Raw genomic sequence first — 22,452 nt, forward strand, 5'->3', positions numbered from 1 at the left:
CTTACTTTTCTTCTGTCTTGCTCTTGTCTTGCTGTCTTGCGTTTCCGACTCTATCAGACCGCTTCGCGATCCGATTTCCTCGGTGCTTTCCAGGTTTCCACTTTCGCGTTTCCCTTTCCGGCGACTCCGACTTTATCAGTGTTTTCCTGTCTCCCTGACCACTGTTCAGCAGGCATGCAAAACAGGATCCTGGATAGGATCTGACAAGTTGGGTGCTGCCAGGTTGAGGACGCTTGGTTCGCGTCACTCGGCCTCAAGCAGGAGGTCGACTGTACACGGACGCTCGGAGCGGGTGCAAATCGATTGCCTGGGTGCTCCGGGACGCCAACCGCCGTCTCTCACACGGAACCGGCACTTCATATGACATACGCTGCTCAACAGTGTGCCGTCCGGGACAGGCAGCGACGGCCCGTATGAATCTCCATCCCCGGGAGGCTTCCCTTGACCATCGTGACGTCCCCTCTTGCAGGACGCGCCATCGGACTGGCCGCCGTGCCGGACCCGGTCTTCTCTGGGGCCATGGTCGGCCCCGGCACCGCGATCGACCCCGTACGCGAGCCCTCTGAGGCCGTCGCCCCCGTGTCCGGAGTCATCGTCTCGCTCCACCCGCACGCCTTCGTCGTCGTTGATGACGAAGGCCACGGTGTACTCACCCACCTGGGTATCGACACCGTGCAGCTCAATGGCGAAGGCTTCGAGCTGCTCGTCAACAAGGGCGACACGGTGACGCGGGGCCAGAGCGTGGTGCGCTGGGACCCGGCCGCCGTAGAAGCTGCCGGCAAGTCCCCGGTGTGCCCGATCGTGGCGCTCGAGGCAACGTCCGACTCCCTCTCCGATCTTATTGAGGACGGTGCCGTGAAGGCTGGCGACAGCCTCTTCGGGTGGCAGTGACGTCAGCGCCCATCCATGACGGCAAGCACGCAAACCATCGCGGCGGAGGGACCCGCCGCACTATCGGAGACGGGTGAGATGGAGACAACCCTGCGAGGCGTCGGCGTGAGCCACGGTGTGGCGATCGGCGAGGTTCGGCACATGGGAACGGCAGTACTCGAACCGCCTGCCAAGCAGATTCCGGCGGCGGATGCGGAGCGCGAACAGGGGCGCGCCCGCCAGGCCGTGGACGCTGTGGCCGCGGACCTGATAGCGCGCGGCAATCTGGCCGGCGGCGAGGCGCAGGCGGTGCTCGAGGCCCAGGCCATGATGGCCCAGGACCCCGAACTGATGGCGGACGTGGACCGGCGTATCGCGGTCGGCAGTACGGCCGAGCGCGCTGTGTACGACGCGTTTGCCGCGTATCGGGCCTTGCTGGCAGGTGCTGGCGAGTACCTCGCCGGCCGTGTGGCCGACCTCGACGACGTGCGGAATCGTATCGTCGCGCGGTTGCTCGGGGTGCCCATGCCCGGGGTCCCCGACAGCGACGAGCCGTATGTCCTTATTGCTCGTGACCTGGCGCCCGCCGACACCGCGCTGTTGGACCCGACCCTGGTTCTCGGCTTCGTCACCGAGGAGGGTGGGCCGACCAGCCACAGCGCGATCCTGGCCAGGGCCCTCGGTGTCCCCGCCGTAGTGGCGTTGCCCGGTGCGGGTGAGCTTGCCGAGGGCACCGTGATCGCGGTGGACGGCAGCACGGGCGAGATCTTCGTGGAACCCAGTACTGAGAAGAAAGCGCAGTTGCAGGCGGCTGCGGCGCAGCGCAAGGCGGCGCTGGCGGCTTCGACCGGTCCGGGAGCCACCTCCGACGGTCACAAGGTGCCGTTGCTGGCGAACGTCGGTGGGCCCGCGGACGTACCGGCTGCCGTCGCGGCCGGGGCCGAAGGGGTCGGTCTCTTCCGTACCGAGTTCCTCTTCCTGGACGACAGCAAGAACGCGCCGTCCGAGGCGAAGCAGGTCGAGGCGTACCGGCAGGTCCTCGAGGCCTTTCCCGAGGGGCGCGTTGTCGTTCGGGTGCTCGACGCGGGTGCGGACAAACCGCTGGACTTCCTGACTCCCGCCGACGAGCCGAATCCGGCTCTGGGCGTGCGCGGTCTTCGGACCCTGCTTGACCACCCCGATGTGCTGCGTACGCAGTTGACGGCCCTCGCGAAAGCCGCGGAAGGGCTGCCTGTCCATCTCGAGGTCATGGCTCCGATGGTCGCGGACCGGGTCGACGCCAAGGCGTTCGCCGACGCCTGCCGTGCGGCCGGGCTGCGGGCGAAGTTCGGTGCCATGGTGGAGATCCCGTCGGCCGCCCTGCGGGCACGGTCGATTCTGCGGGAGGTCGAGTTCCTGTCCTTGGGAACCAACGACCTCGCGCAGTACACCTTCGCCGCCGACCGTCAGGTGGGCGCGGTTTCTCGTTTGCAGGATCCGTGGCAGCCCGCGCTGCTCGACCTGGTCGCGCTGTCCGCCGAGGCGGCGCGTGCGGAGGGCAAGAGCTGTGGTGTCTGTGGTGAGGCGGCGTCGGACCCGTTGCTCGCGTGTGTGTTGATCGGTCTGGGCGTCACCTCTCTTTCCATGGGTGCGGCTTCGATTCCTTATGTGCGGGCGTCGCTGGCCAAGTACACGCTGGCGCAGTGCGAGCGGGCTGCCGCCGCGGCCCGGGCCGCGGACAGCGCCGAAGAGGCACGCGACGCTGCTCAGGGTGTCCTGTCGGGCGAGTAGTCGCAGGCCGTTGGTTGACGGGGGGGCGTTCCACTTCGCGTGGGGCGCCCCCCGTTCTTTTCTTTGTTCGTTCAGTGGGCGTGGCCCGCCATGGGGTCCGCTTCTCCGAGGTCGGGGGGTGCGCAGTAGTCGACGTCCGGCTCGGGAGAGATGAGGTCGCCCGAGTCGGCGTCGGTGCAGTAGGCGTCGAAGACCTCGCCGGCGGTCAGAGGTTCTACGCCGTTTTCGCGTAGGCGCCAGCCGTAGATGTGGTCGGAGGTGCCGGGGGCGGTGGTGCGCATGACGAGTCCGCCGGGGCTCTGGGTGGCGATGCCGAGAGCCAGGACCGTGGTGAATTCGAGGGCTTCGGCTTCGTCGAGCTCCTGGGCGCCCTCCCTGTCGTCGTCCGCGTGGAGGACGGCGACGAGGGTTTCGGCTGGTGTCGTGACACTGCAGACGAGGTGCTTGTTTCCCTGCGGGGCGGTGTCGAGGATGCGGATGAGGAGGTTCGAGGCACGGGTGAAAGCCGCGTGTCCGATGTCCTCCCCGCACGATGCGCAGGCACCGATGCGGGCCAGGAGGGTGGCCGCGTACTCCCAGGTGGCCTGTCGGACGGCTTCGTCGACGAGGTGTGGGACGAGTTCGGCGAGCGGCTGGCCGTCGTACGCGATGGTGGGGCCGGTGGTGGCGAGTTCCGCTGTGAAGCGGGTGCGGCTGGTCGGGGCGTCCGGGTCGAGGCCGGTGTCGGTGCAGAATTCGGCGTACTCCTCGGGGTCGAAGAGTGCGACGGTCGTGTGGTTGCCCTGGGCGGCGAGGCTCTTCAGGAGAGCTTCCACCTCGCGCAGGTATTCCGTGTGGTTGTCGAAACCGAAGGTGCGGTAGCGCCTCATCGTTCGGAAGTCGTGTTCGTCGGTGAGCAGGCCGATGGTGCCCGCGATTTCGCGGCGGAGAACGCGCCGCATGGTCGGGTGTCCGGTGTTGGCCATGGTTCCCCCTGTGCGCAGTCGATCAATGCTCACTCACAGTAACCGGCACCACTGACAATGGCCGTCGAGTCAGCCGGTCGCGGACGAGGCGGTGCTGGATCACGCAGGTCACAGCAATGCCGAGACCGAAGCCGGTCCAGCCGATGGGTCCAGTGGCGATGGCCGCCGTGACAGCCAGTGGTCCGATGCTGCGCTGGACGGCTTGCGCGAGTCCGTGGACCCCGAGATAGGCCCCCGGTGCGGTGTCGGAGGCCAGGGCGACGGAGAGCTCCCAGGAGACGGTGGCGTGGAGCATCTCGGCCATGGTGAAGGCGGCGGCGGAGACGGTGAGGAACAGTGTCGCGGAGGCTGCCGTGCCTGTTGCCGAGAGGGCCATAGTGATGCCGCCCAGGACGAAGACCGCTGAGAGCGGGAGCAGAAGCGCGCGAGCGGCCTTGGTGGTGGCGCCGAGACGGGCCAGGGGGACCTGGAGTGCCACCACCATCACGTTGTTGAGGACCATCAGCAGGGGTGCGAGACCGGTCGGCGCGTTGCCGGTGTGGGCGATCCAGAGGGGCAGGCCGACTTTGAAGACGGCGTCGTCGAGGAAGAGGACCGCCTCGGTCGCGACGTAGGCGAGGTAGGTGCGGTCGCGCCAGGGATTCGCCGTGCTGGTCGTGGCTGCGGGAGCGGACGACGTGGTCACCGTGCGGGAAGCCGAAGGGGGCTCCGCACAGCCGAGGGTGAGGATCGCCGTGGCCACGAACGAGAGCGCGTCGCCGACGAGAAGCCACTGGTAGGCCGTGGTCGTGCCGAGGGCCAGGGCTGCGGCGGCGGCGAGGCCGCCCAGGGCCCAGCCCGCGTTGGCAGCCGTCCGGTTGATCGCCTGGTACCGGACGCGGTCCGGTCCGGCGACGCGGGTGGCGTAGAGCTTGGTGATGACGCTCGACGCGCGGTCGCCGAAGCCGCCGACGGCCGTACACGCGAGAAGCACCGCATAGTGGTCGGTCGTCAGCAGGGTGAACGAGGCCAGGGCGCGCGTCACTTGGACGGCGATCAGGACGCGGGTCAGGGGAAAGCGGTCGGCGAGGCGGCCGCCTATCGGTGCCCCGGCGATGCCAATGGCTCCTGCGGCGGCGACGAGAGTGCCGACCTCCGTGACAGAGAGCCCGGAGACGTAGGTGAAGTACAGGACGGAGACGGAGGCCCACAGGCCGCTGCCGACGCGGTCGACGAGGGTGACCAGGAGCATTCTGCGGCCGTCGGAACTTCCTGGTACGCGGTCGGTCCAGGCAGCCACGCGGCGCAGTGGTTTCACGTTTCCCCCTTGCTTCGATTCATGCCTTGCCCTGACTTATGTACTGATACATAATCAGCAACGTGGCAACACAATATGGGATCAGTGGAACGACGGCCAGGGAAATTGGCGCGTCCGTCGAACGTGGTGTGTCCGAGGGGGCGTTGGGGCCGGGGGCCGGGTTGCCTCCCGTGCGTCGGCTCGCCGATGAGCTGGGGGTGAGTCCGGGGACTGTCGCGACGGCTTACAAGGAGTTGCGGCAGCGCGGGATCGTGGTCACTCGCGGCCGGGGCGGGACTGTCGTCGCGGCTGCTCCGGCGGTGGCCTCGCGGCGGCCTCCCAAAGTCCCGGACGGACTGCGCGACTTGGCCGGCGGACACCCGGATCCCGCACTGCTCCCCCGGCTGGTGCCGCCCTCACGCCTCTCTCCGGGCGCCCGTTCGCATCGCGCGACGCCCCGGCTGACGCGGCTGGAACACCTCGTCCGGGATTGGCTCGGGTCCGACGGGGTGCCGACGGAGCACGTGACCTTCGCCCACGGAGCGCTGGATCTCATCGGGCGGCTGCTGTCGGTGGAGCTGCGACCCGGCGACGCCGTGGCCATGGAGGATCCCGGATATCACCATCTGCTGGATCTGGTGTCCGCGTTGGGTCTGCGCAACCACCCCGTCGCCGTGGACGACGAGGGGCTGATCCCGGAAGCGCTGCGAGGAGCGCTGCGGGCGGGTGTGCGGGCCGTCGTGTGCAGTCCGCGCGGGCAGAATCCGCGCGGCGGGTGCTTCTCTGCGGAGCGCCGGGACGCGCTTGTCCCGGTGCTCCGGGAGGAGCCGGATGTGCTCGTGGTGGAGAACGATCACGCGTCCGCCGTCGCGGACGCCTCCCTGCACACGCTGACCTCGGCCGGACTGGCCCGATGGGTGCACGTCCGCACGGTGAGCAAGTTCCTGGGGACCGACCTTCGGTGGGCCGCAGCGGCCTGTGATCCGACCACTCTGGCCCGGCACGACGGACGGATGCTCCTGACATCCGGCTGGGTCAGTCATCTGCTCCAGGAGACCGTGTACGGCCTGATGACGGACGACGGCACGCGCGCGTTGGTGGCGAGTGCGCGGGAAACATACTCACTGCGGCGGAACACGCTCTTGCGGGAGTTGGACCGGCACGTGATCCCGGCCCACGGGGCGAGCGGGATGAACGTCTGGGTGCCCGTGCCCGACGAGTCGGCCGTGGTCAACGGGCTGCGGTCGTACGGCTGGTGGGTGGCCGCCGGGGCGCGGTTCCGGCTTGCGTCCGGACCTGCCGTACGGATCGCGGTGGCTGATCTGCAGCCTGCCGACGCGGCGCGGCTGGCCTCGGACTTCGCCGCCGTGCTGGTCGAGTCCGAGGCCACCTACGGGGGTTGACGCCGTTTCCGGGGGCCGGTCACGCGCGTGTGCGGGCCAGCTCCTCGTAGAAGTGCAGCAGGTCGAGGTTGTCGATGGAGCCGGGGTTGACGGCCTTGTCCAAGGGGCTGCCCTGGAGGAGGCGCTTGACCGGGACCTCGATGCGTTTGCCGGTGAGGGTGTGCGGAATTCCGGGGACCTCGATGACCTCGTCGGGGACGTGGCGCGGGGAGAGCTGCTCGCGGATGGTCTTTTTGATGCGGTTCAGGAGGGCCTCGTCGAGGACGGCTCCGGGCGCGAGGTGGACGAAAAGCGGCATCCAGTAACCGCCGTCGGGTTCTTCGACGCCGATGACCAGGGATTCCTTGATCTCTGGGAGCCGTTCGACGGCCTCGTAGATGTCGGCCGACCCCATGCGTACGCCCTGCCGGTTGAGCGTGGAGTCGGAGCGGCCGTGGATGATCACGGAGCCACGCGAGGTGAGGGTGATCCAGTCGCCGTGGCGCCACACTCCGGGATAGGTGTCGAAGTAGCTGTCGTGGTAGCGGCTGCCGTCAGGGTCGTTCCAGAAGTGGATGGGCATGGACGGCATCGGGGTGGTGACCACGAGTTCGCCGACCTCGTCCACGAGGGGGTTTCCGCTCGGGTCCCAGGACTGGAGGTCGGTGCCCAGCCCGGGCGCCTGGAGTTCGCCGATGTGCACCGGGAGGGTCGGTACGGCTCCTGCGAAGCAGGAGCACACGTCCGTGCCACCGCTGACCGAGGCGATCCACAGGGCGGCTCCGCTCTCGGCGAACTCGTCGTGCAGCCAGCGGAATCCGTCGGGCGGCAGCGGCGATCCGGTCGTCGCGACGCACTGCACCTTGGACAGGTCGAAGTCCCGGGCCGGGTGGACGTCCGCCTTGCGGCAGGCCATGACGTAAGCGGCCGAGGTGCCGAAAAGGGTCGCCCCCGTGCGTTCGGCGATCCGCCACTGGGCTCCCGTGTCGGGGTAGCCGGGGCTGCCGTCGTAGAGGACGATCGTGGTGCCCGTCAGGAGGCCGGAGACGAGGAAGTTCCACATCATCCAGCCAGTGGACGTGTACCAGAAGAAACGATCCTCCGGCCCCAGGTCGCAGTGCAGGCCGAGTTGTTTGAGGTGCTCGACGAGGATGCCGCCCTGGGACTGGACGATGGCTTTGGGGAGGCCGGTCGTGCCCGAGGAGTAGAGCACCCACAGGGGGTGGTCGAAGGCGACCTGTTCGTAGACGGGGGCCACGTCCGCGGAGGTGAGGGCGGACCATTCCAGGGCGCCTTCGGGGGGCTCGGTGCCCAGCAGCGGGATGTGGACGACGGCTCGCAGGGTGGGCAGTTCGCGGCGGAGTTCGGAGACCGTGTCACGGCGGTCGTGCTCCTTGCCGCCGTAGCGGTAGCCGTCGACGGTGAACAGCACGACCGGTTCGACCTGCTGGAAGCGGTCGAGGACGCTGCGGGCGCCGAAGTCGGGGGCGCAGGACGTCCATACGCCGCCCACGGCGGCCGTGGCGAGCAGGGCGACCACTGCTTGCGGAACGTTCGGGAGATAGCCGCTCACGCGGTCCCCCGGGCGTACTCCGAGGGCGCGCAGCTGTGCGGCGAGGGAGCCGACCTGGCGGCGCAGCTCGGACCAGGTCACCGGGCGGGGTTCATGGGTCTCGTCGACGTGCAGGAGGGCCGGTTCGTCCGCGCGGGTGTCCGCGGCGCGCAGGGCGTGCTCGGCGTAGTTGAGCGTCGCCCCGGGGAACCACTCCGCCCCGGGCATCGTGCTCTTGCCGAGCACACGCGCGTAGGGCGTCGAAAAGCGCACGTCGAACCACTCGGTGACGGCCTGCCAGAAAGTGTCCAGCTGGTCCACGGACCAGCGGTGCAGCGCCGCGTAGCCGCCGTCGGCGGGGGCGCCGTGCTGTTCGGCCGCCCACGCCTGGAACATGGTGATCCGGGCCCGGGCGACGCGTTCCGGGTCGGGCTGCCAGAGAGGCGTGGGGTTCGTGGTGGACATGCGGCGACTCCCGGACTGTGCGCGTGACACGGCTGAGACGGACCATGCCATCTGATCGACTACGGCACCAGGGTGCGGCGCGCCGGGGGTCGTGTCGTGGAGATGAAGATGTGGTCCCTACCAGGGTGAACGGCAGCTGAACGGTACACACATAGGGTGAAGTCAGTGGCAGGCTGAACAGCATGAACGGTCGTGACCTGGTGCGTTCGGTGAAGGCGGTCGGCTCGGCGGGGGCGGCCCAGGGTTTGCGTACCGCGCGGGCCGCATGGCGCAGGAGGCGTGCCGATGCCGCCGGGCTGCCCCCTCGGGGCTCCGAGCGAGCGCGGGTGCCCGGGGCCGTGCGGCACGTCGAGCCGGGGCCCGGTGGCGGTGTCGTACGGTTCGCGAGGTCCGAGCTGCGGATCACCGTCGCTGCCAACGGGGCGGTCTTCTGGGGCTGGGACGGGGCCGGTCCCGAACCGTCGTACGCGCTGGTCGGCCGTCCGGAGCCGGATCCTCGCGCCTCGCTGGAGCCGGACAAGGACGGTGGCTGGCGGGTCGTGGCCGAGCGGGTGACCGTCGTGGTCTCGCGGCACGGCGCGGTGGAGGTGCTCACCCCCGGAGGGGTGAGCGTACGACGGGAGCTGCCGCCGCGTTGGTGGGAGCCCGTGGGCGGCGGGGCGAGCCGCTGGACGCAGCGCTCCGAGGTGGCCGCGGACGCGAGGTTCTTCGGGCTCGGCGGGCGCGCCTCGGGAGTGCGGCTGCGCGCGGGGACGTACCGCCTGTGGAACACGGATCCCGGTCGCGCCTTCGGTCCCGGTGACGATCCGCTGTCCATCACCATGCCGGTGCAGCTGGTGGTGGCCGACGCGGCGACCCATCTGGTGTTCCAGGACACCTCCTGGGACGGCACGGTGACCCTGCGGGAGGGTGAGGAGGGAGGGGGTTCCGGGCATGACCGGGCCGGCACGAGCGAGCTGCGGATGGACGGCGGGCCGCTGCGCTGCTGGATGATGCTGGGCACCCCCGCGCGCGTGCTGCACACCTGGGCCACGCTCACGGGTGCGCCCGCGCTGCCGCCCGCGTGGGCCCTGGGTCACCATCACGCGCGCCGGGGGTTCGGCGGCGAGCAGGAGGTTCGGCGGGTCGTCGCCGGCTATCAGGAGCACGATCTGCCGCTCGACGCCGTACATCTCGGCATCGACCACTTCGACGGCCGGCAGGTGTTCACCGTCGACCAGGAGCGGTATCCCAAGCTGCCGTCTCTCGCCGAGGACCTGGGGCGCGACGGGATCCGGCTGGTGTCGGTCGTCGGCCCGGCGGTCATGGCGGAGCCGGGCAGCGCCGTGTACGACAGCGGGAGCGCCGAGGACGCGTTCGTACGGGATGCGTCGGGGCGGGTGGTACGAGGCGTCGCAGGGCGCGGGGAATCGGTTCACCCCGACTTCACGCACGGGCGCGTGCGTGCCTGGTGGGGTCGGATGTACGAGGAGCGGCTCGGGCAGGGTTTCGCGGGGTTCTGGCACGACATGGACGAGGCCACGTCCTTCACCGCTTTCGGGGAGTCGACCCTGCCTCGTTCGGCCCGGCACGCGCTGGAGGGGCAGGGCGGCGACCATCGTGAGGCGCACAACGTGTACGCGCTGTGCATGGCCAGATCGGCTTACGAGGCTCTGCGCGAACTGGCGCCGGAAGAGCGGCCGTTCATATTCTCCCGCTCCGGGTGGGCCGGTATGCAGCGCTACGGAGGGGCCTGGTCCGGGGGCATGGCGACGGGCTGGCCGGGGCTGCGGGCGTCGCTGTCGCTGGTCGTGAGCCTCGGGTTGTGCGGGGTGCCCTATTCGGGCCCTGAGGTGGGCGGCTTTGAGGGGAACCCGTCACCTGAGCTGTATTTGCGGTGGCTCCAACTGGGCGCGTATCTGCCGCTGTTCCGCACGCACGCGCGGGCGCGGGCCGGGGGCGGCGGGGAGCCCTGGGAGTTCGGTGCGGACGTTCTCGCGCACGCGCGCGGGGTGCTCGTCGAACGCCGGCGCCTGTTGCCGTACTTCATGACGCTGGCGCATCTGGCGCGGCGCACGGGGGCGCCTTATGTGCGGCCCTTGTGGTGGGGGGCGCCGGAGGACCGGGCGCTGCGGGACTGCGAGGACGCCTTTCTGCTGGGTGACTGTCTTCTGGTGGCGCCCGTGCTCGATCCGGGTGTGGACCGGCGGGCGGTGCGGCTGCCGCGCGGGCGCTGGTACGACACGGCGACGGGGCAGGCGTACGAGGGGCCCTGCCAGGTGCTGGTCGACGCCCCTTTGTCGCGGATCCCGGTTCTCGCGCGCGCGGGCGCCGTCGTGCCCGTGCGGGGCGAGGACGGCTGCCTGGAGCTGGAGGCGTGGGCGCCCGCCCTCGGACGTACCGGGGGCGGGCTGGTGGTGCCGGACGCGGGTGACGGATGGCAGGAACCGGAGATCGAGCGGTACGTCACGCGCTGGGAGGGGACTCGGGTGGTCGTCGAGCGGGACGGGGACGACGGCGTGAGCGAGCCGCCCCACCCCGTGCGGGTACGCGGGCTCGACGGGCGCTGAGGGGGCTCAGTAACGGCCCTCGAACCAGGCGCGGGCGGCCACCGTGTGCAGCGGGAAGGCGAGCTCCTCCGGCCTGCGCAGGAGATGCCAGCCGGTTGTCTCGTCGGTGGCTGCGGACTGGGGCAGTTGGTCGGCGGGGCGTTCCGGCAGGGCTCCGAAGAGCAGCAGGTGCCCGTCGGGTGAGCTCATCGCGTCGACGACCCGGACGTCGCGGCTCGCGGCCTCGATGCCCGTCTCCTCCCTGAGCTCACGGACAAGGGCCTGTCGCCAGTCCTCGCGGTGGTCGACGTACCCGCCGGGCAGGGCGATGCCTCCGCGCGCGGGGGCGATGGTTCGGGTGATGACGACCAGGGCGGCGCCCTTGGTGTCGTACACGGGCTGGAGTGCCACCGCGACGGGCAGCGGGTTGCGGTAGGCCACGGTGCCGCAGGCGGGGCACGTACGGGGCCAGCCGGAAACGCCCTCTCCGTAGGGCGCTCCGCAGCTCGAACAGTGGGAGCCGGGCGCGGAGTTGTCGGTTGACAGTTCAATTACGGACACGCGGCGGACTGTATCCGATCATGCGGACGGCGCTCTTCCGGGGGGCTCCTCGGAGCATCACCGTGCGGGCAGGTAGGGGCGGCCGGACCCACCCCCGTGGGCCCCGGCCGCCCCTACCGATACGACGACGCACAGAAGGCGTACTTGGTTCAGTGCGACGGCTGCCCAATTCCAGGGTGACCGTGCCACACTTCTGACGTTCCGTCAGATCCAGCTCTGTGGAGGGGATGTGGCCCGTATCCGCACGCCGGTGGTCGCCGGATGGTTCACGGAGGACGGGGACGGTTTCCGGCTCCTCGGTACCCGTTGTTCGGCCTGTGCCTCGGTCTTCTTCCCCCGCGAGGACGTCCACTGCCGCAACCCGGGATGTCGGGGCGGCGAGTTGGACGAGGTGCCGCTGTCCCGGCGCGGACGCGTCTGGTCGTACACGGACAGCCAGTACCGGCCTCCGTCACCCTATGTGACCGATCCGGAACTTCCGTGGGAACCGTACGCGTTGATCGCAGTGGAGCTGGAGTCCGAGCGCATGGTGGTGCTGGGACAGACGGTTCCCGGGGTCACCGTCGCCGATCTGACGGTGGGTATGGAGGTGGAGGTCGTGCCTGGCGTGCTCAACGAGGACGCGGAGACGACCTGGACGACCTGGCACTGGCGGCCGACGGGGGTGGGGAGATGACCGCAGAGGTGGCGGTGCTCGGCGTGGGCATGCACCCGTGGGGCAAGTGGGGGCGCGGCTTCGTCGAGTACGGCTCGGCAGCCGCGCGCGCGGCGCTCGCCGACGCGGGGGTCGAGTGGCGGGACGTCGATTCGGTGGTCGGCGCGGACACCGTGCGCGGTGGCTACCCCGGGTACGTGGCGGGGGCGACGTTCGCCAAGGCGCTGGGCTGGCAGGGCGCCCGGGTGACCAGCGTGTACGCGGCGTGCGCGTCCGGGGCACAGGCCATCGCGGCGGCACGCGCGCAGATCCTCGCCGGGCTCGCGGAGGTGGTACTCGTCGTGGGTGCGGACTCGGCCCCGAAGGGTTTCTTCCGGCCGGCCGGCGGAGACCGGTCCGACGACCCGGACTGGCTGCGGTTCCGGGTCCTGGGGGCGACGAACCCGACGTACTTCGGGCTGTACGCGCGGCGGCGCATGGCCGTCCACGGCGACACCCTGGAGGACTTCGCACAGGTCAAGGTGAAGAACGCCACCCTGGGGGCGCTCAACCCCAACGCGCGCTACCGCAGACGGGTCACCGCCGACGAGGTCGCCGCGTCCCCGGTGGTCGCAGATCCGCTCCGGCTGCTCGACATCTGCGCCACCTCGGACGGCGGCGCCGCGTTGGTGCTGACCGGCATGGAGTTCGCGCGTCGGCACGGGGTGGCTCAGCCGGTGCGGATCCGGGCCGTGTCCACGACGACGCCGCGATACCCCACCACCGTGCTGGACCTGCCGGACATCGCCACGGACTCGGCGGCGACGGTGGAGCCGGCGGACGGGACCTTCCGGGCGTCGATCGTGCGCGGGGCCTACGAGGAGGCGGGCATCGGCCCCGAGGACCTCTCCCTGGCCGAGGTCTACGACCTGTCCACGGCGCTGGAGCTGCAGTGGTACGAGGATCTGGGCCTGTGCGGCGAGGGCGAGGCGGCGAAGCTGCTGCGGGAGGGCACGACGGCCCTGGGCGGCCGAATACCCGTCAACACCAGTGGCGGCCTCGCCTCGTTCGGGGAGGCCGTGCCCGCGCAGGCCATTGCCCAGGTGTGCGAACTGACCTGGCAACTGCGGGGTGACGCCGGTGACCGACAGGTCGCGGGCGCGCGCGTGGGTGTCACGGCCAACCAGGGCCTGTTCGGGCACGGTTCGTCAGTGATCGCGGTGCGGTGAGGCAACGGTCATTGTCGTCAGCGTCCTTGACGCCCCCAGAACGTCGGAGAACACTCCGCCCTCAGTTGAAGTAGCCATGGGAACGCACTCCGCAAGGTCGGCGGAGTGACGCGTGGATCCCGGTGGTCGGGCCGCTGCTCGGCGGCGCGTCGGCGGGGATCGTCTTCAACGCGGCCCTCTGACGCGCACGCGCGCGTGCCGGGGCCGCAGACTTCCGGAGCTTCCCACGAAGGGGACGTCATGACGGACAAGTTCGTCGCCGCGATCGACCAGGGCACCACGTCCACCCGCTGCATCGTCTTCGACCAGGACGGCGCGATCGTCGCCGTCGACCAGCGCGAGCACCGGCAGATCTTCCCCAAGCCCGGGTGGGTGGAACACGACGCCACCGAGATCTGGTCGAAGGTGAAGGCGGTGGTGGCGGGCGCGCTCGCCAGGGCCGGGCTGCGCGCCGACCAGCTCAGCGCGCTCGGTATCACCAACCAGCGCGAGACGACGGTCCTGTGGGACCGGGCCACGGGCAAGCCGGTCCACAACGCGATCGTCTGGCAGGACACGCGTACGGCGGCGCTCTGCGACGAACTCGGCGGCGCCGACGGGCAGGACCGTTTCCGTGAGCGCACGGGACTGCCGCTGGCCAGCTACTTCTCCGGCCCCAAGGCGGCCTGGCTGCTGGACAACGTACCGGGGCTGCGTGCCCGCGCCGAGCGCGGGGAGATCGCCTTCGGGACCATCGACTCCTGGCTGATCTGGAATCTGACGGGCGGTACGGACGGCGGGCGCCATGTCACCGACGTGACCAACGCCGGCCGCACCATGCTGATGGACCTGGAGACCCTCCAGTGGGACACGTCCATCCTGTCCGCGATGAACGTCCCTGAGAAGATCCTCCCCGAGATCAGGTCCTCGTCCGAGGTGTACGGCACCGCCGTGGGCCTGCTCTCGGGCGTCCCCGTGGCCTCCGCGCTGGGCGACCAGCAGGCCGCGGTGTTCGGCCAGGCCTGCTACGACGTGGGGACGGCCAAGAACACGTACGGCACCGGCAGTTTCCTGCTGCTCAACACCGGTGGCCGGCCCGTTCCCTCGAAGAACGGCCTGCTGACCACGATGGGCTACAAGATCGGCGGCGAAGCTCCCGTCTACTGCCTCGAAGGGTCCATCGCGATCACCGGCGCCCTGGTGCAGTGGTTCCGCGACCAGCTCGGCATCATCCGCAGCGCCGACGAGATCGAGACGCTCGCGGCGAGCGTCGACGACAACGGCGGGGCGTACATCGTGCCCGCGTTCTCCGGCCTGTTCGCGCCCTACTGGCGCTCCGACGCGCGCGGGGTGGTCACCGGGCTCACGCGGTACGTCACCAAGGGGCATCTGGCGCGGGCGGTGCTGGAGGCGACGAGCTGGCAGACGCGGGAGGTCGTGGACGCCATGTTCCAGGACTCCGGGGTGCGCATCACGACCCTGAAGGTGGACGGCGGCATGACGAAGAACAACCTGCTGATGCAGCACCAGGCAGACGTCCTCGGGGTATCGGTCATCCGTCCGAAGGTCGCCGAGACGACCTGCCTGGGAGCGGCGTACGCGGCCGGGCTCGCCACCGGGGTGTGGAACGACCTCGACGAGCTGAAAGCGCACTGGCAGAAGGACGTCGAGTGGACGCCCGCCATGGAGTCGTCGGTCCGTGACCGCGAGTACCACAACTGGCGCAAGGCCGTGGAGAAGAGCTTCGGCTGGGAGGACGACAGGCTCTAGGGTCCTTGTTCGAAGGTCACGTCCACGCGCGCGTGCCATGGGACCGCGGCCCGTACCCCGGTCGGCGGGGGTACGGGTCGTGCGCGTCCGTGGCGGGGGACGGTCAGGTGGTGACGGCGGCGCGGCGGTCGGTCGCGTACGCCATCGCGTGCTGGACGACTCCGATGAGAACGTCCTTGACCGACTCCCGGTCTCGCGCGTCGCACAGTACGAGCGGCACGTTGGGATCGAGGTCGAGCGCCGCGCGGACGGACTGCGAGGGGTAACGATCCGCTCCGTCGAAGCAGTTGACACCGACCAGGAAGGGTATGGAACGCCGCTCGAAGTAGTCGACCGCGGCGAAGCTGTCCTCCAGGCGACGGGTGTCGGCGAGGACGACCGCGCCCAGCGCGCCGGTGGCGAGCTCGTCCCACAGGAACCAGAAGCGGTCCTGTCCGGGAGTCCCGAAGAGGTACAGCACGAGATCCTCGCGGAGGGTGATGCGGCCGAAGTCCATGGCCACCGTGGTGGTGTTCTTGCCCTCCACCCCTGTGGTGTCGTCGACCGGGCGGCCCGCCTCGGTGAGCAGCTCCTCGGTGCGCAGCGGCTTGATCTCGCTGACCGCGCCGACAAGCGTCGTCTTGCCCACGCCGAATCCGCCGGCCACGAGGATCTTGAGCGTGACGGGCTCGACCGGGGGCTTGCCGCGCTCAGAACGCCCGAAGATCATCGGTCTCTTCTCCTGCTTGTTCGGGTCGGTCGGCGGTAGGCCGTGGCCCCCGCCGCCGGAGGGTTGTTCAGAGCGCCCGGAGGCCGTTGATCACGTCGCGCAGAATGTTCTCGTCCACCAGCTCGGCAGGCGGTACGGGACGCGTCACATGGACCAGTTCCTCATCCACGAGGTCCCCGATGAGGACCCGCACCACGCCGATGGGGAGATCGAGTTCGGCGGCGAGTTCGGCGACCGACTGGGGGGTGCCACGACAGAGTTCGACGATGTCCACGTGTTCGGGAGACAGCGTGTGGTCAGCTTCCGGGTCGTCCGCGTGCGCCTCCGTGAGGACCACCGCGATCAGGTCCAGGCGGTGCTGGGCCGCATGGCTGGTGCGGCCTCGCGTCATGGCGTACGGGCGGACGACCGGTCCGGCCTCGTCGTCGAACCAGTGGCTTCTGGGCTGACCGTCTCCGCTCATGTCATTCAACTACCCGCCCGCGGGCAGATCGGTGCGCGGAGCAGCCGCCAGGTGTGCACCGACACGCTTCACCAGAAGGGTCATCTCATAGGCGACCTGGCCCACGTCCGAGTCGGCGTCCGAGAGGACGGCCAGACAGCTGCCGTCCCCGGCGGCCGTCACGAACAGAAAGGCCTCGTCGAGTTCGACGACCGTCTGGCGGACACCGCCCGCGTCGAAGTGGCGTCCCACACCCTTGGCGAGGCTGTGGAAACCGGAGGCGACGGCGGCCAGGTGCTCGCTGTCCTCCCGGCTGAGGTCCTTGGAGACCCCGGTGGGCAGTCCGTCGCCGGAGAGCACGAGCGCTCTGCGGATGCTGGCGACCCGGTCGACAAGGTCGTCGAGGAGCCAGTTGAGCTCACCCGTCGCCTTGTCGCTCGCGGTCTGGCCGATCGCCTTCGGTGCGGTCATCGACCGTCCCCCTTGTCCGTTCCTTGTGCTGTGCCGTCCTGGGCGCTGTCGCCCACTGCGTTCTCCTCACGACCGCGCTGCCAGCCACGCTGCAGCGAGGCCATGCGGCTGCGAACCTCGTCGGCGTCGCGGTCGGAGAGGTCGGCCCCGCTTCGCGTCCGGGGCTTCATCCGTTCGGCGTGCCGCTCCGGGCCGTCCCGCAGCTGCGGGGCCAGGTTGGCCTGCCGTACGCGTCGGGGCAGTCCCACTGCGCCGGACGCCCCGGGGTCGGCCGCCGCGCCGAGGCCCGCGGCAGTCCCGCCGGATCCGCCGCGCCGGTCGCGCCGCGGGAGGGCCGGGCCGTCGGGTGCCAGGTCACCGAGCGTGCCGCGGCGGGTCTCCGCTCGCCCGGCGGCGCCCCGAGCGGGCGCGTCGGAACGGTGGTTGGCGGCTCGGTCGCCGAAGCGCGGCGCGGATGGTTCCGTACGGTCGGTGAAGCTTCTGGAGCCCGCTGGATCCGTACGGTCACCAGTGCCCCGGCCGATGGTCTCGCCACGGCGGTCCCACCCCCGCACCGGGGGCTCCGCGCGGTCGCCTCGTCCGTCGCCCGGGTCGGTTCCCCGACCGATCGCTGTCTCGCCCCGGCGACGGGCGGGGAGCGGGGCCAGCGGGGCCGGGCCCGTCGAGCCCGCGCCCTCCACCGGCTGCTCTTCCGTCGACGACGGGTTACGCCGGGGCGGCTGCTGCGTGACCGGACGGCCGTGGGAGCTGACGAGCTTGGGAGTCCGGCGGCGCGGCGGTGCCACGGGGTCGCCCGGCAGACCAGCCGCACCGTCGAGGTCGGGTGCGCCCCAGCCTCCGGTGGGCTGCTGGTGCTCCGCGCCGGGAAAGTCGTTCGCGTCGCCCGTGTCCCCGGTCGCACCGGGGAACGAGCGGCGCGGCCGGTTGAGTACGCCGGATTCGCCGCCCTCGTCGCCGAACGAGCCGGGAAGGTCGCTCAGAACATCCAGGTCGACCGGCGCCTCCAGCTCGACCGGACCGTCGATGAGCGAGGGGGACAGGCCGGGGAGACGCACGGGCGCCTGCGAGAGGGCGGCCCTGCGGCCGCTCTCGAACTCGCCCTCTTTGGAGGGTTGGGCGCGGTCGAGGCGGAAGCCGATGCCGTTGGTGTCCGGGACGTCGTCCGTGAGGAGTGCGTCGGGGACGAAGACGACCGCGGTGGTGCCGCCGTACGGGGACGGCTGGAGGGAGACACGGACGTTCTGCCGCTGGGCGAGCCGGCTGACGACGAACAGGCCGAGCCGGTCGGTGTCGGACAGCTCGAACTCGGGTGTCTCGGCGAGCCGCAGGTTGGCGTCGAGAAGCGCTTCGGCCGCCATGCCCAGGCCCCGGTCGTGAATCTCCAGGGTGAACCCGTTGGCGACACGTTCGCCCAGCACCTGGATGGCCGTGTGCGGAGGCGAGAACACCGTGGCGTTCTCGAGGAGTTCGGCGACGAGGTGGGTGAGGTCGGCGACGGCCGGGCCGGTGACGGCCATCCGGGGCAACCTGCGGACCTCGATGCGCTCGTAGTCCTCGACCTCGGCGACAGCGGCGCGTACGACGTCCATCAGCTGGACGGGCTTGCGCCACTGCCGGGAGGGGGCGGCTCCGGAGAGGATCACCAGGCCTTCGGCGTGCCGGCGCATGCGCGTGGTGAGGTGATCGAGGCGGAACAGATCGGCGAGTTCGTCGGTGTCCTCGGTCCGGCGTTCCATGGTGTCCAGCAGAGTGAGCTGCTTGTGCAGCAGAACCTGGCTGCGCCGGGCGAGGTTGACGAAGACCTCCGAGACGCCGGCGCGGAGCTCGGCCTGTTTGACGGCGGCCTCGACGGCGGCGCGTTGCAGGGTGTTGAGGGCCTGGCCGACCTCGCCGATCTCGTTCTTGTCGTACTCCAGGCGCGGGACCTCGGTCTCCACGTCGACCTGCTCGCCGGCCGACAGACGGCGCATCACACTGGGCAGCCGCACACCGGACGCCTCGTGTGCCTCCAGGCGCAGTTGACGCAGGTCACGGATGAGGGTGCGGCCGATGCGCACGGACATGACGAGCGAGAACAGCAGGGCGGCCAGTCCGAGGACGCCGGCGAAGACGACCTTGACGATGACGCCCATGACGACCGGGCGGACGCGGTCCTGGTAACGGTCGGCCGACTCGTCGTTGAGTTTGCGGAGTTCGTCGAGGACGTCGCCGGCGGTGGTGTCCCAGCTCTTCGCCGTGACGCCTCGGGGGTGGCCCGACTCGGCGCCGATGGCGGACTGTTCGGCCACGCGGAGCGGAGCGGTCGCGGCGTTCTTCCAGAACCGTTCGTAGCGTGCGCGGTCCGCCAGCGGGAGCAGGGGCAGGCTGACGTCGTACATGACGGCGCGTTGTGCCACGAGGTCGGAGATGTCGCGGGATTCGTCGCGCGAGACCTTGCCGACGACCAGGGAAGAGCCGAGCAGGGCGTCCTCTCGGGAGAGCAGTTCGCGGGCGCGGGCGATGTTGACGAGGGCGCGGGCCTGCTTGTCCATCTCCAGGTTGTCGATGACGTGCAGGTTGGCGAGCAGGGTGTAACAGGGGTCGACCAGTCGGTTGTAGAGATCGAGGGCCTGGGACCGGGTGACAGTGCCTTCCTCGACGCTGCGGCGCAGTGGGTCGATGCCGTCGAACGCCTCCAGGACGGCGGTGAGACGCTCGCTGTCACTGTCGCTGATCGAGTTGCGCACATCGGACTTGTCGGCGTTGGCGCGGATCTTGCCGATGACGTCATCGGTGGCGGTACGGCTGCGCCGCAGGGCTGCCAGCGCGTCGGAGGCACGGGGGTCGGCGAGATAGACGAGGGTCTGGCGGCGCTCCTGCTGAAGCACGCGCACCGCGTCCTCGGTGGGGTAGCTGACCTTCTCCACGATCGACGACACGTTGAACAGCTCGGCGGCCTCACGCCCCGTCAGAACCGTGGCGAAGCCCCAGATCGCGGTCAGGGACACCAGCGGCACGAGAAGCAGTGCCACGATCTTCCGGCGGATGGACTTCCCGCGAAAGCGCATGGCCTCCCCCAGCTCGCCCCCGTCTGCGCGGGGGTACACATGTGCGTCAATAATCTGCGTGAGCCTACTACTGACGCACTGATAACTCGAAGGCACGTCCGGGGGCCGAACTTCGGTCTTCCCGGCGAGACATGGCGAGTTTTCCGATCATTGCGGGAGATTGTCTCCTCGAATCCGGCGTCGACCGTGGGACGACGATCGTCGCCCAACTTGGCCGTTTGGCTGGATTTTGTCGTTTCATGGGAATCATCGAGACACGCTTTTCGTCTTTGTACATAGGGAGTGGGCGGCGGAGCCCTCGACAGGATCCGTATCCCGCGTCCAGGCCGCGTAAAACAGCGTTAGCCGGGCAGCCACTGGGGAGCCGGTGTCACCGACATCGGGACGGACGGTCTGCTGGGCGGTGGGGAGTGACACGTGATGGGCACGGCGGAACGACGCGAGGTTCTGGGGAACGGCGTCGTGGCGCCCCTGGTGACGCAGGGGGACGTCAAGAACGTCAGTACTGGCCGGGACATGGACGCCGGCGGGATCGAACCGTCCACGGCTCCGGCGGAGCAACTCCGGGCACCGGTGAGCCCAGAGGCGCAGTCCCCTTACCGGCAGCTGTGGGTGGAGGAAACAGCGCGTCGGCGTCGGCTGCCGGATCCGGTGCGCACGGCGGCCGTTCGCGCGGTGATCGTCATCGCCGTGACGCTGATTCAGGCCATGGTGGCCTTCCTGTCGGCGGTGGCCGGTTCCTGGCTGGCATTCCCGACGCTGCTCAGCAGCGTGGCCAGCACGGTGGTGGCCACCTGGGCCGCGCTCGACGTGTGGGTGACACGCCAGGTCTGGAACCAGCGCAACGGCGTGGTGTCGACGCCGAGCAGCACGGCACGGGCCTTGCGCCGTGAGCGCCGCAAGGCACGACGCCAGGCCCGGGCAACGGCCCGGACTCAGGAGCGGATACGCAGGCAGGGCGGCGGTTCCGGGCGGCTGTCGCATCTCTGAGGGCCTTTGACGGGCCGGCCCGGCCTGTGACGGCATCGCGGGCGCACCGGAAGCGTGGTGCGCTGGTGCCGGAGGTGGGAATCGCCGACGAGGCGCTTCCTCACGCCGGACGCGTCCAAGTCTTCCATCAACCGTGTCGAAGATCACATTCGGCATGATCCGCCGACGGTCGGGGAGGCGCTCAGCCGCAAGGGCGTCTTCGGTACGGCGCTGACCAGGAGGACGAGAACATGCCCGAACTCTTCATCGGCGGGGCCTGGAGACGCGCACTCGACGAGCGCACCCGTGAGATCCGCTGTCCCGCCGACGGGTCCCTGGTCGGGATCGTCGACGAGGCGAGTGCCAAGGACACGGTGGAGGCCATCGCCGCCGCCCGGGGGGCCTTCGACGAGGGCCCGTGGCCGGGTACGCCGGCCGGCGAGCGCGGTGACCTGCTGTCGCGCGTCGCCGACCTCATGGTCCGCGACAAGGACGAGCTGGCCCGCGCGGAGTCCCTCGACACCGGAAAGCGACTGGTGGAGAGCGCCTACGACATCGACGACATCGTCAACTGCTTCCGTTACTTCGGCCGGCTCGTGGTCGGCGAGTCCGGCCGGGTCATCGACACGGGCTCGCCGAGCGTGGACAGCCGGGTCGTGTACGAGCCGGTCGGCGTCTGCGCGCTGATCACTCCGTGGAACTATCCCCTGCTCCAGACGGCTTGGAAGGTCGCCCCGGCGCTCGCGGCCGGGAACAGCTTCGTCCTCAAGCCGAGCGAGCTGACCCCGCACACCGCGATCCACCTCATGCGGCTTCTGGAGGAGGCCGGGTTGCCCCCGGGCGTGGCCAACCTCGTCCTCGGCGCCGGCCCGGAGGCGGGCGCGCCGCTCGCCGACCATCCGGACGTCGACCTCCTCTCCTTCACCGGCGGACTCCACACCGGCCGCCGTCTCATGGCGGCCGCGGCCGGCACCGTGAAGAAGGTCGCGCTCGAACTCGGCGGCAAGAACCCCAACATCGTGTTCGCCGACGCCGACTTCGACACGGCCGTCGACATGGCGCTCACCGCCGTGTTCCTGCACTCCGGGCAGGTCTGTTCGGCCGGGGCCCGGCTGCTGGTGGAGGATTCACTGCACGACAGGTTCGTCGACGAGGTCGTCCGGCGGGCCCAACTGATCCGGCTCGGCGGCCCGTTCGACGAACACGCGCAGACGGGCCCGCTGATCTCCGAGGCACATCGCGCGAAGGTCGAGGCGTATGTCGCCCAGGGCCTGGCCGAGGGTGCGGTGCTGCGCTGCGGCGGTGCTCGTCCCGAGGGGCTCGACGACGGCTTCTACTACCCGCCGACGGTGCTCGACGAGTGCGACGCCCGGATGAGCGTCGTACAGGAGGAGTCGTTCGGTCCGGTGCTCACCGTGGAGCGGTTCACGGACGAGGCGGAGGCGGTCCGGCTCGCCAACGACACCGTGTACGGGCTCGCCGGGGGCGTCTTCACCTCCGACGAGGCCAAGGCACAGCGGGTGGCGGCCCGGTTGCGGATCGGCACGGTGTGGATCAACGACTACCACCCGTACGTCCCCCAGGCGGAGTGGGGCGGCTACAAGCAGTCCGGTTTCGGACGCGAGCTCGGGCCCTCGGGACTCGCCGAGTACCGCGAGGCGAAGCACATCTGGCGGAACACCGATCCCGCGCCGCAGGGCTGGTTCTCGTAGCCCCCTCGTACGCCGAGCCCCTTGTACGTCATCTTCCGTGACGTCATCTCCCTTGGCGTCATCTCCCTCGGCGTCACCTCCCTTGTGCACGTCTTGAATGTGCGCCCCCATTGATTCCGGC

Annotated in this window: 17 protein-coding genes; 9 read left to right on the forward strand and 8 right to left on the reverse strand. The window is 70.1% G+C overall.

The window, feature by feature from the left end; genetic code table 11:
* The first annotated feature begins 441 nt into the window (after window positions 1–441).
* Window positions 442–891: a PTS sugar transporter subunit IIA gene (locus ADL01_RS02940; RefSeq protein ID WP_053740274.1), complete on the forward strand. Its 450-nt coding sequence runs from the start codon at window positions 442–444 to the stop codon at window positions 889–891.
* Window positions 892–969: 78 nt separating this feature from the next.
* Complete coding sequence (gene ptsP, locus ADL01_RS02945; protein WP_053740275.1) at window positions 970–2,640, forward strand: phosphoenolpyruvate--protein phosphotransferase; 1,671 nt, start codon at window positions 970–972, stop codon at window positions 2,638–2,640.
* Window positions 2,641–2,711: 71 nt separating this feature from the next.
* Here ptsP and ADL01_RS02950 read toward each other — a convergent pair whose 3' ends face one another.
* Both ADL01_RS02950 and ADL01_RS02955 read right to left on the reverse strand, forming a co-directional pair.
* Window positions 2,712–3,605: a hypothetical protein gene (locus ADL01_RS02950; RefSeq protein WP_053740276.1), complete on the reverse strand. Its 894-nt coding sequence runs from the start codon at window positions 3,603–3,605 to the stop codon at window positions 2,712–2,714.
* A gap of 22 nt (window positions 3,606–3,627) precedes the next feature.
* Window positions 3,628–4,902: an MFS transporter gene (locus tag ADL01_RS02955; RefSeq protein WP_324614560.1), complete on the reverse strand. Its 1,275-nt coding sequence runs from the start codon at window positions 4,900–4,902 to the stop codon at window positions 3,628–3,630.
* Between the two features lie 62 nt (window positions 4,903–4,964).
* On the opposite strand from ADL01_RS02955, the gene ADL01_RS02960 reads away from it, so the two are divergent.
* On the forward strand, window positions 4,965–6,284 hold the full coding sequence (locus ADL01_RS02960; RefSeq protein ID WP_053740278.1) for an aminotransferase class I/II-fold pyridoxal phosphate-dependent enzyme: 1,320 nt from the start codon (window positions 4,965–4,967) through the stop codon (window positions 6,282–6,284).
* Window positions 6,285–6,303: 19 nt separating this feature from the next.
* Here ADL01_RS02960 and ADL01_RS02965 read toward each other — a convergent pair whose 3' ends face one another.
* The gene (locus ADL01_RS02965; protein WP_053740279.1) at window positions 6,304–8,280 is read right to left on the reverse strand and encodes an acetoacetate--CoA ligase; all 1,977 of its coding nucleotides are present in this window, start codon (window positions 8,278–8,280) and stop codon (window positions 6,304–6,306) included.
* Between the two features lie 182 nt (window positions 8,281–8,462).
* Between ADL01_RS02965 and ADL01_RS02970 the strand changes: the two genes are divergently transcribed.
* Window positions 8,463–10,829 carry a glycoside hydrolase family 31 protein gene (locus ADL01_RS02970; RefSeq protein ID WP_053740280.1) on the forward strand — a complete coding sequence of 789 codons (2,367 nt, stop codon included), beginning with the start codon at window positions 8,463–8,465 and terminating at the stop codon, window positions 10,827–10,829.
* Window positions 10,830–10,835: 6 nt separating this feature from the next.
* On the opposite strand, the gene ADL01_RS02975 is transcribed toward ADL01_RS02970, so the two are convergent.
* The gene (locus ADL01_RS02975; protein WP_053740281.1) at window positions 10,836–11,369 is read right to left on the reverse strand and encodes an NUDIX domain-containing protein; all 534 of its coding nucleotides are present in this window, start codon (window positions 11,367–11,369) and stop codon (window positions 10,836–10,838) included.
* A 250-nt stretch (window positions 11,370–11,619) separates the two neighbouring features.
* On the opposite strand from ADL01_RS02975, the gene ADL01_RS02980 reads away from it, so the two are divergent.
* The 3 genes from ADL01_RS02980 (at window position 11,620) to glpK (ending at window position 14,981) form a co-directional block, all read left to right on the forward strand.
* Window positions 11,620–12,045: a Zn-ribbon domain-containing OB-fold protein gene (locus tag ADL01_RS02980; protein WP_053740350.1), complete on the forward strand. Its 426-nt coding sequence runs from the start codon at window positions 11,620–11,622 to the stop codon at window positions 12,043–12,045.
* Window positions 12,042–13,232, forward strand: coding sequence for a lipid-transfer protein (locus tag ADL01_RS02985; RefSeq protein WP_053740282.1), 1,191 nt, complete (start codon window positions 12,042–12,044; stop codon window positions 13,230–13,232). Before ADL01_RS02980 ends, ADL01_RS02985 begins: the two co-directional genes overlap by 4 nt.
* A gap of 240 nt (window positions 13,233–13,472) precedes the next feature.
* Window positions 13,473–14,981 carry a glycerol kinase GlpK gene (glpK, locus tag ADL01_RS02990; RefSeq protein WP_053740283.1) on the forward strand — a complete coding sequence of 503 codons (1,509 nt, stop codon included), beginning with the start codon at window positions 13,473–13,475 and terminating at the stop codon, window positions 14,979–14,981.
* Window positions 14,982–15,084: 103 nt separating this feature from the next.
* Here the strand turns inward: glpK and ADL01_RS02995 are convergent, their stop codons facing one another.
* From ADL01_RS02995 to ADL01_RS03010, 4 genes are all read right to left on the reverse strand, one after another.
* Window positions 15,085–15,690, reverse strand: a complete 606-nt coding sequence (locus tag ADL01_RS02995; RefSeq protein ID WP_053740284.1) for a GTP-binding protein — start codon at window positions 15,688–15,690, stop codon at window positions 15,085–15,087.
* A gap of 67 nt (window positions 15,691–15,757) precedes the next feature.
* Window positions 15,758–16,153, reverse strand: coding sequence for a DUF742 domain-containing protein (locus tag ADL01_RS03000; protein WP_053740285.1), 396 nt, complete (start codon window positions 16,151–16,153; stop codon window positions 15,758–15,760).
* Between the two features lie 9 nt (window positions 16,154–16,162).
* Complete coding sequence (locus ADL01_RS03005; protein WP_053740286.1) at window positions 16,163–16,603, reverse strand: roadblock/LC7 domain-containing protein; 441 nt, start codon at window positions 16,601–16,603, stop codon at window positions 16,163–16,165.
* Window positions 16,600–19,650, reverse strand: coding sequence for a nitrate- and nitrite sensing domain-containing protein (locus ADL01_RS03010; protein WP_053740287.1), 3,051 nt, complete (start codon window positions 19,648–19,650; stop codon window positions 16,600–16,602). Before ADL01_RS03010 ends, ADL01_RS03005 begins: the two co-directional genes overlap by 4 nt.
* Before the next feature lie 420 nt (window positions 19,651–20,070).
* Between ADL01_RS03010 and ADL01_RS03015 the strand changes: the two genes are divergently transcribed.
* Together ADL01_RS03015 and ADL01_RS03020 are read left to right on the forward strand one after the other, a co-directional pair.
* Window positions 20,071–20,640, forward strand: a complete 570-nt coding sequence (locus tag ADL01_RS03015; RefSeq protein WP_053740288.1) for a hypothetical protein — start codon at window positions 20,071–20,073, stop codon at window positions 20,638–20,640.
* Window positions 20,641–20,870: 230 nt separating this feature from the next.
* Window positions 20,871–22,331, forward strand: coding sequence for an aldehyde dehydrogenase family protein (locus ADL01_RS03020; protein ID WP_053740289.1), 1,461 nt, complete (start codon window positions 20,871–20,873; stop codon window positions 22,329–22,331).
* The last annotated feature ends 121 nt before the right edge of the window (window positions 22,332–22,452 follow it).

Source organism: Streptomyces sp. NRRL WC-3618, from assembly GCF_001280005.1.
In the GTDB taxonomy this organism is placed as follows: Bacteria; Actinomycetota; Actinomycetes; order Streptomycetales; family Streptomycetaceae; genus Streptomyces.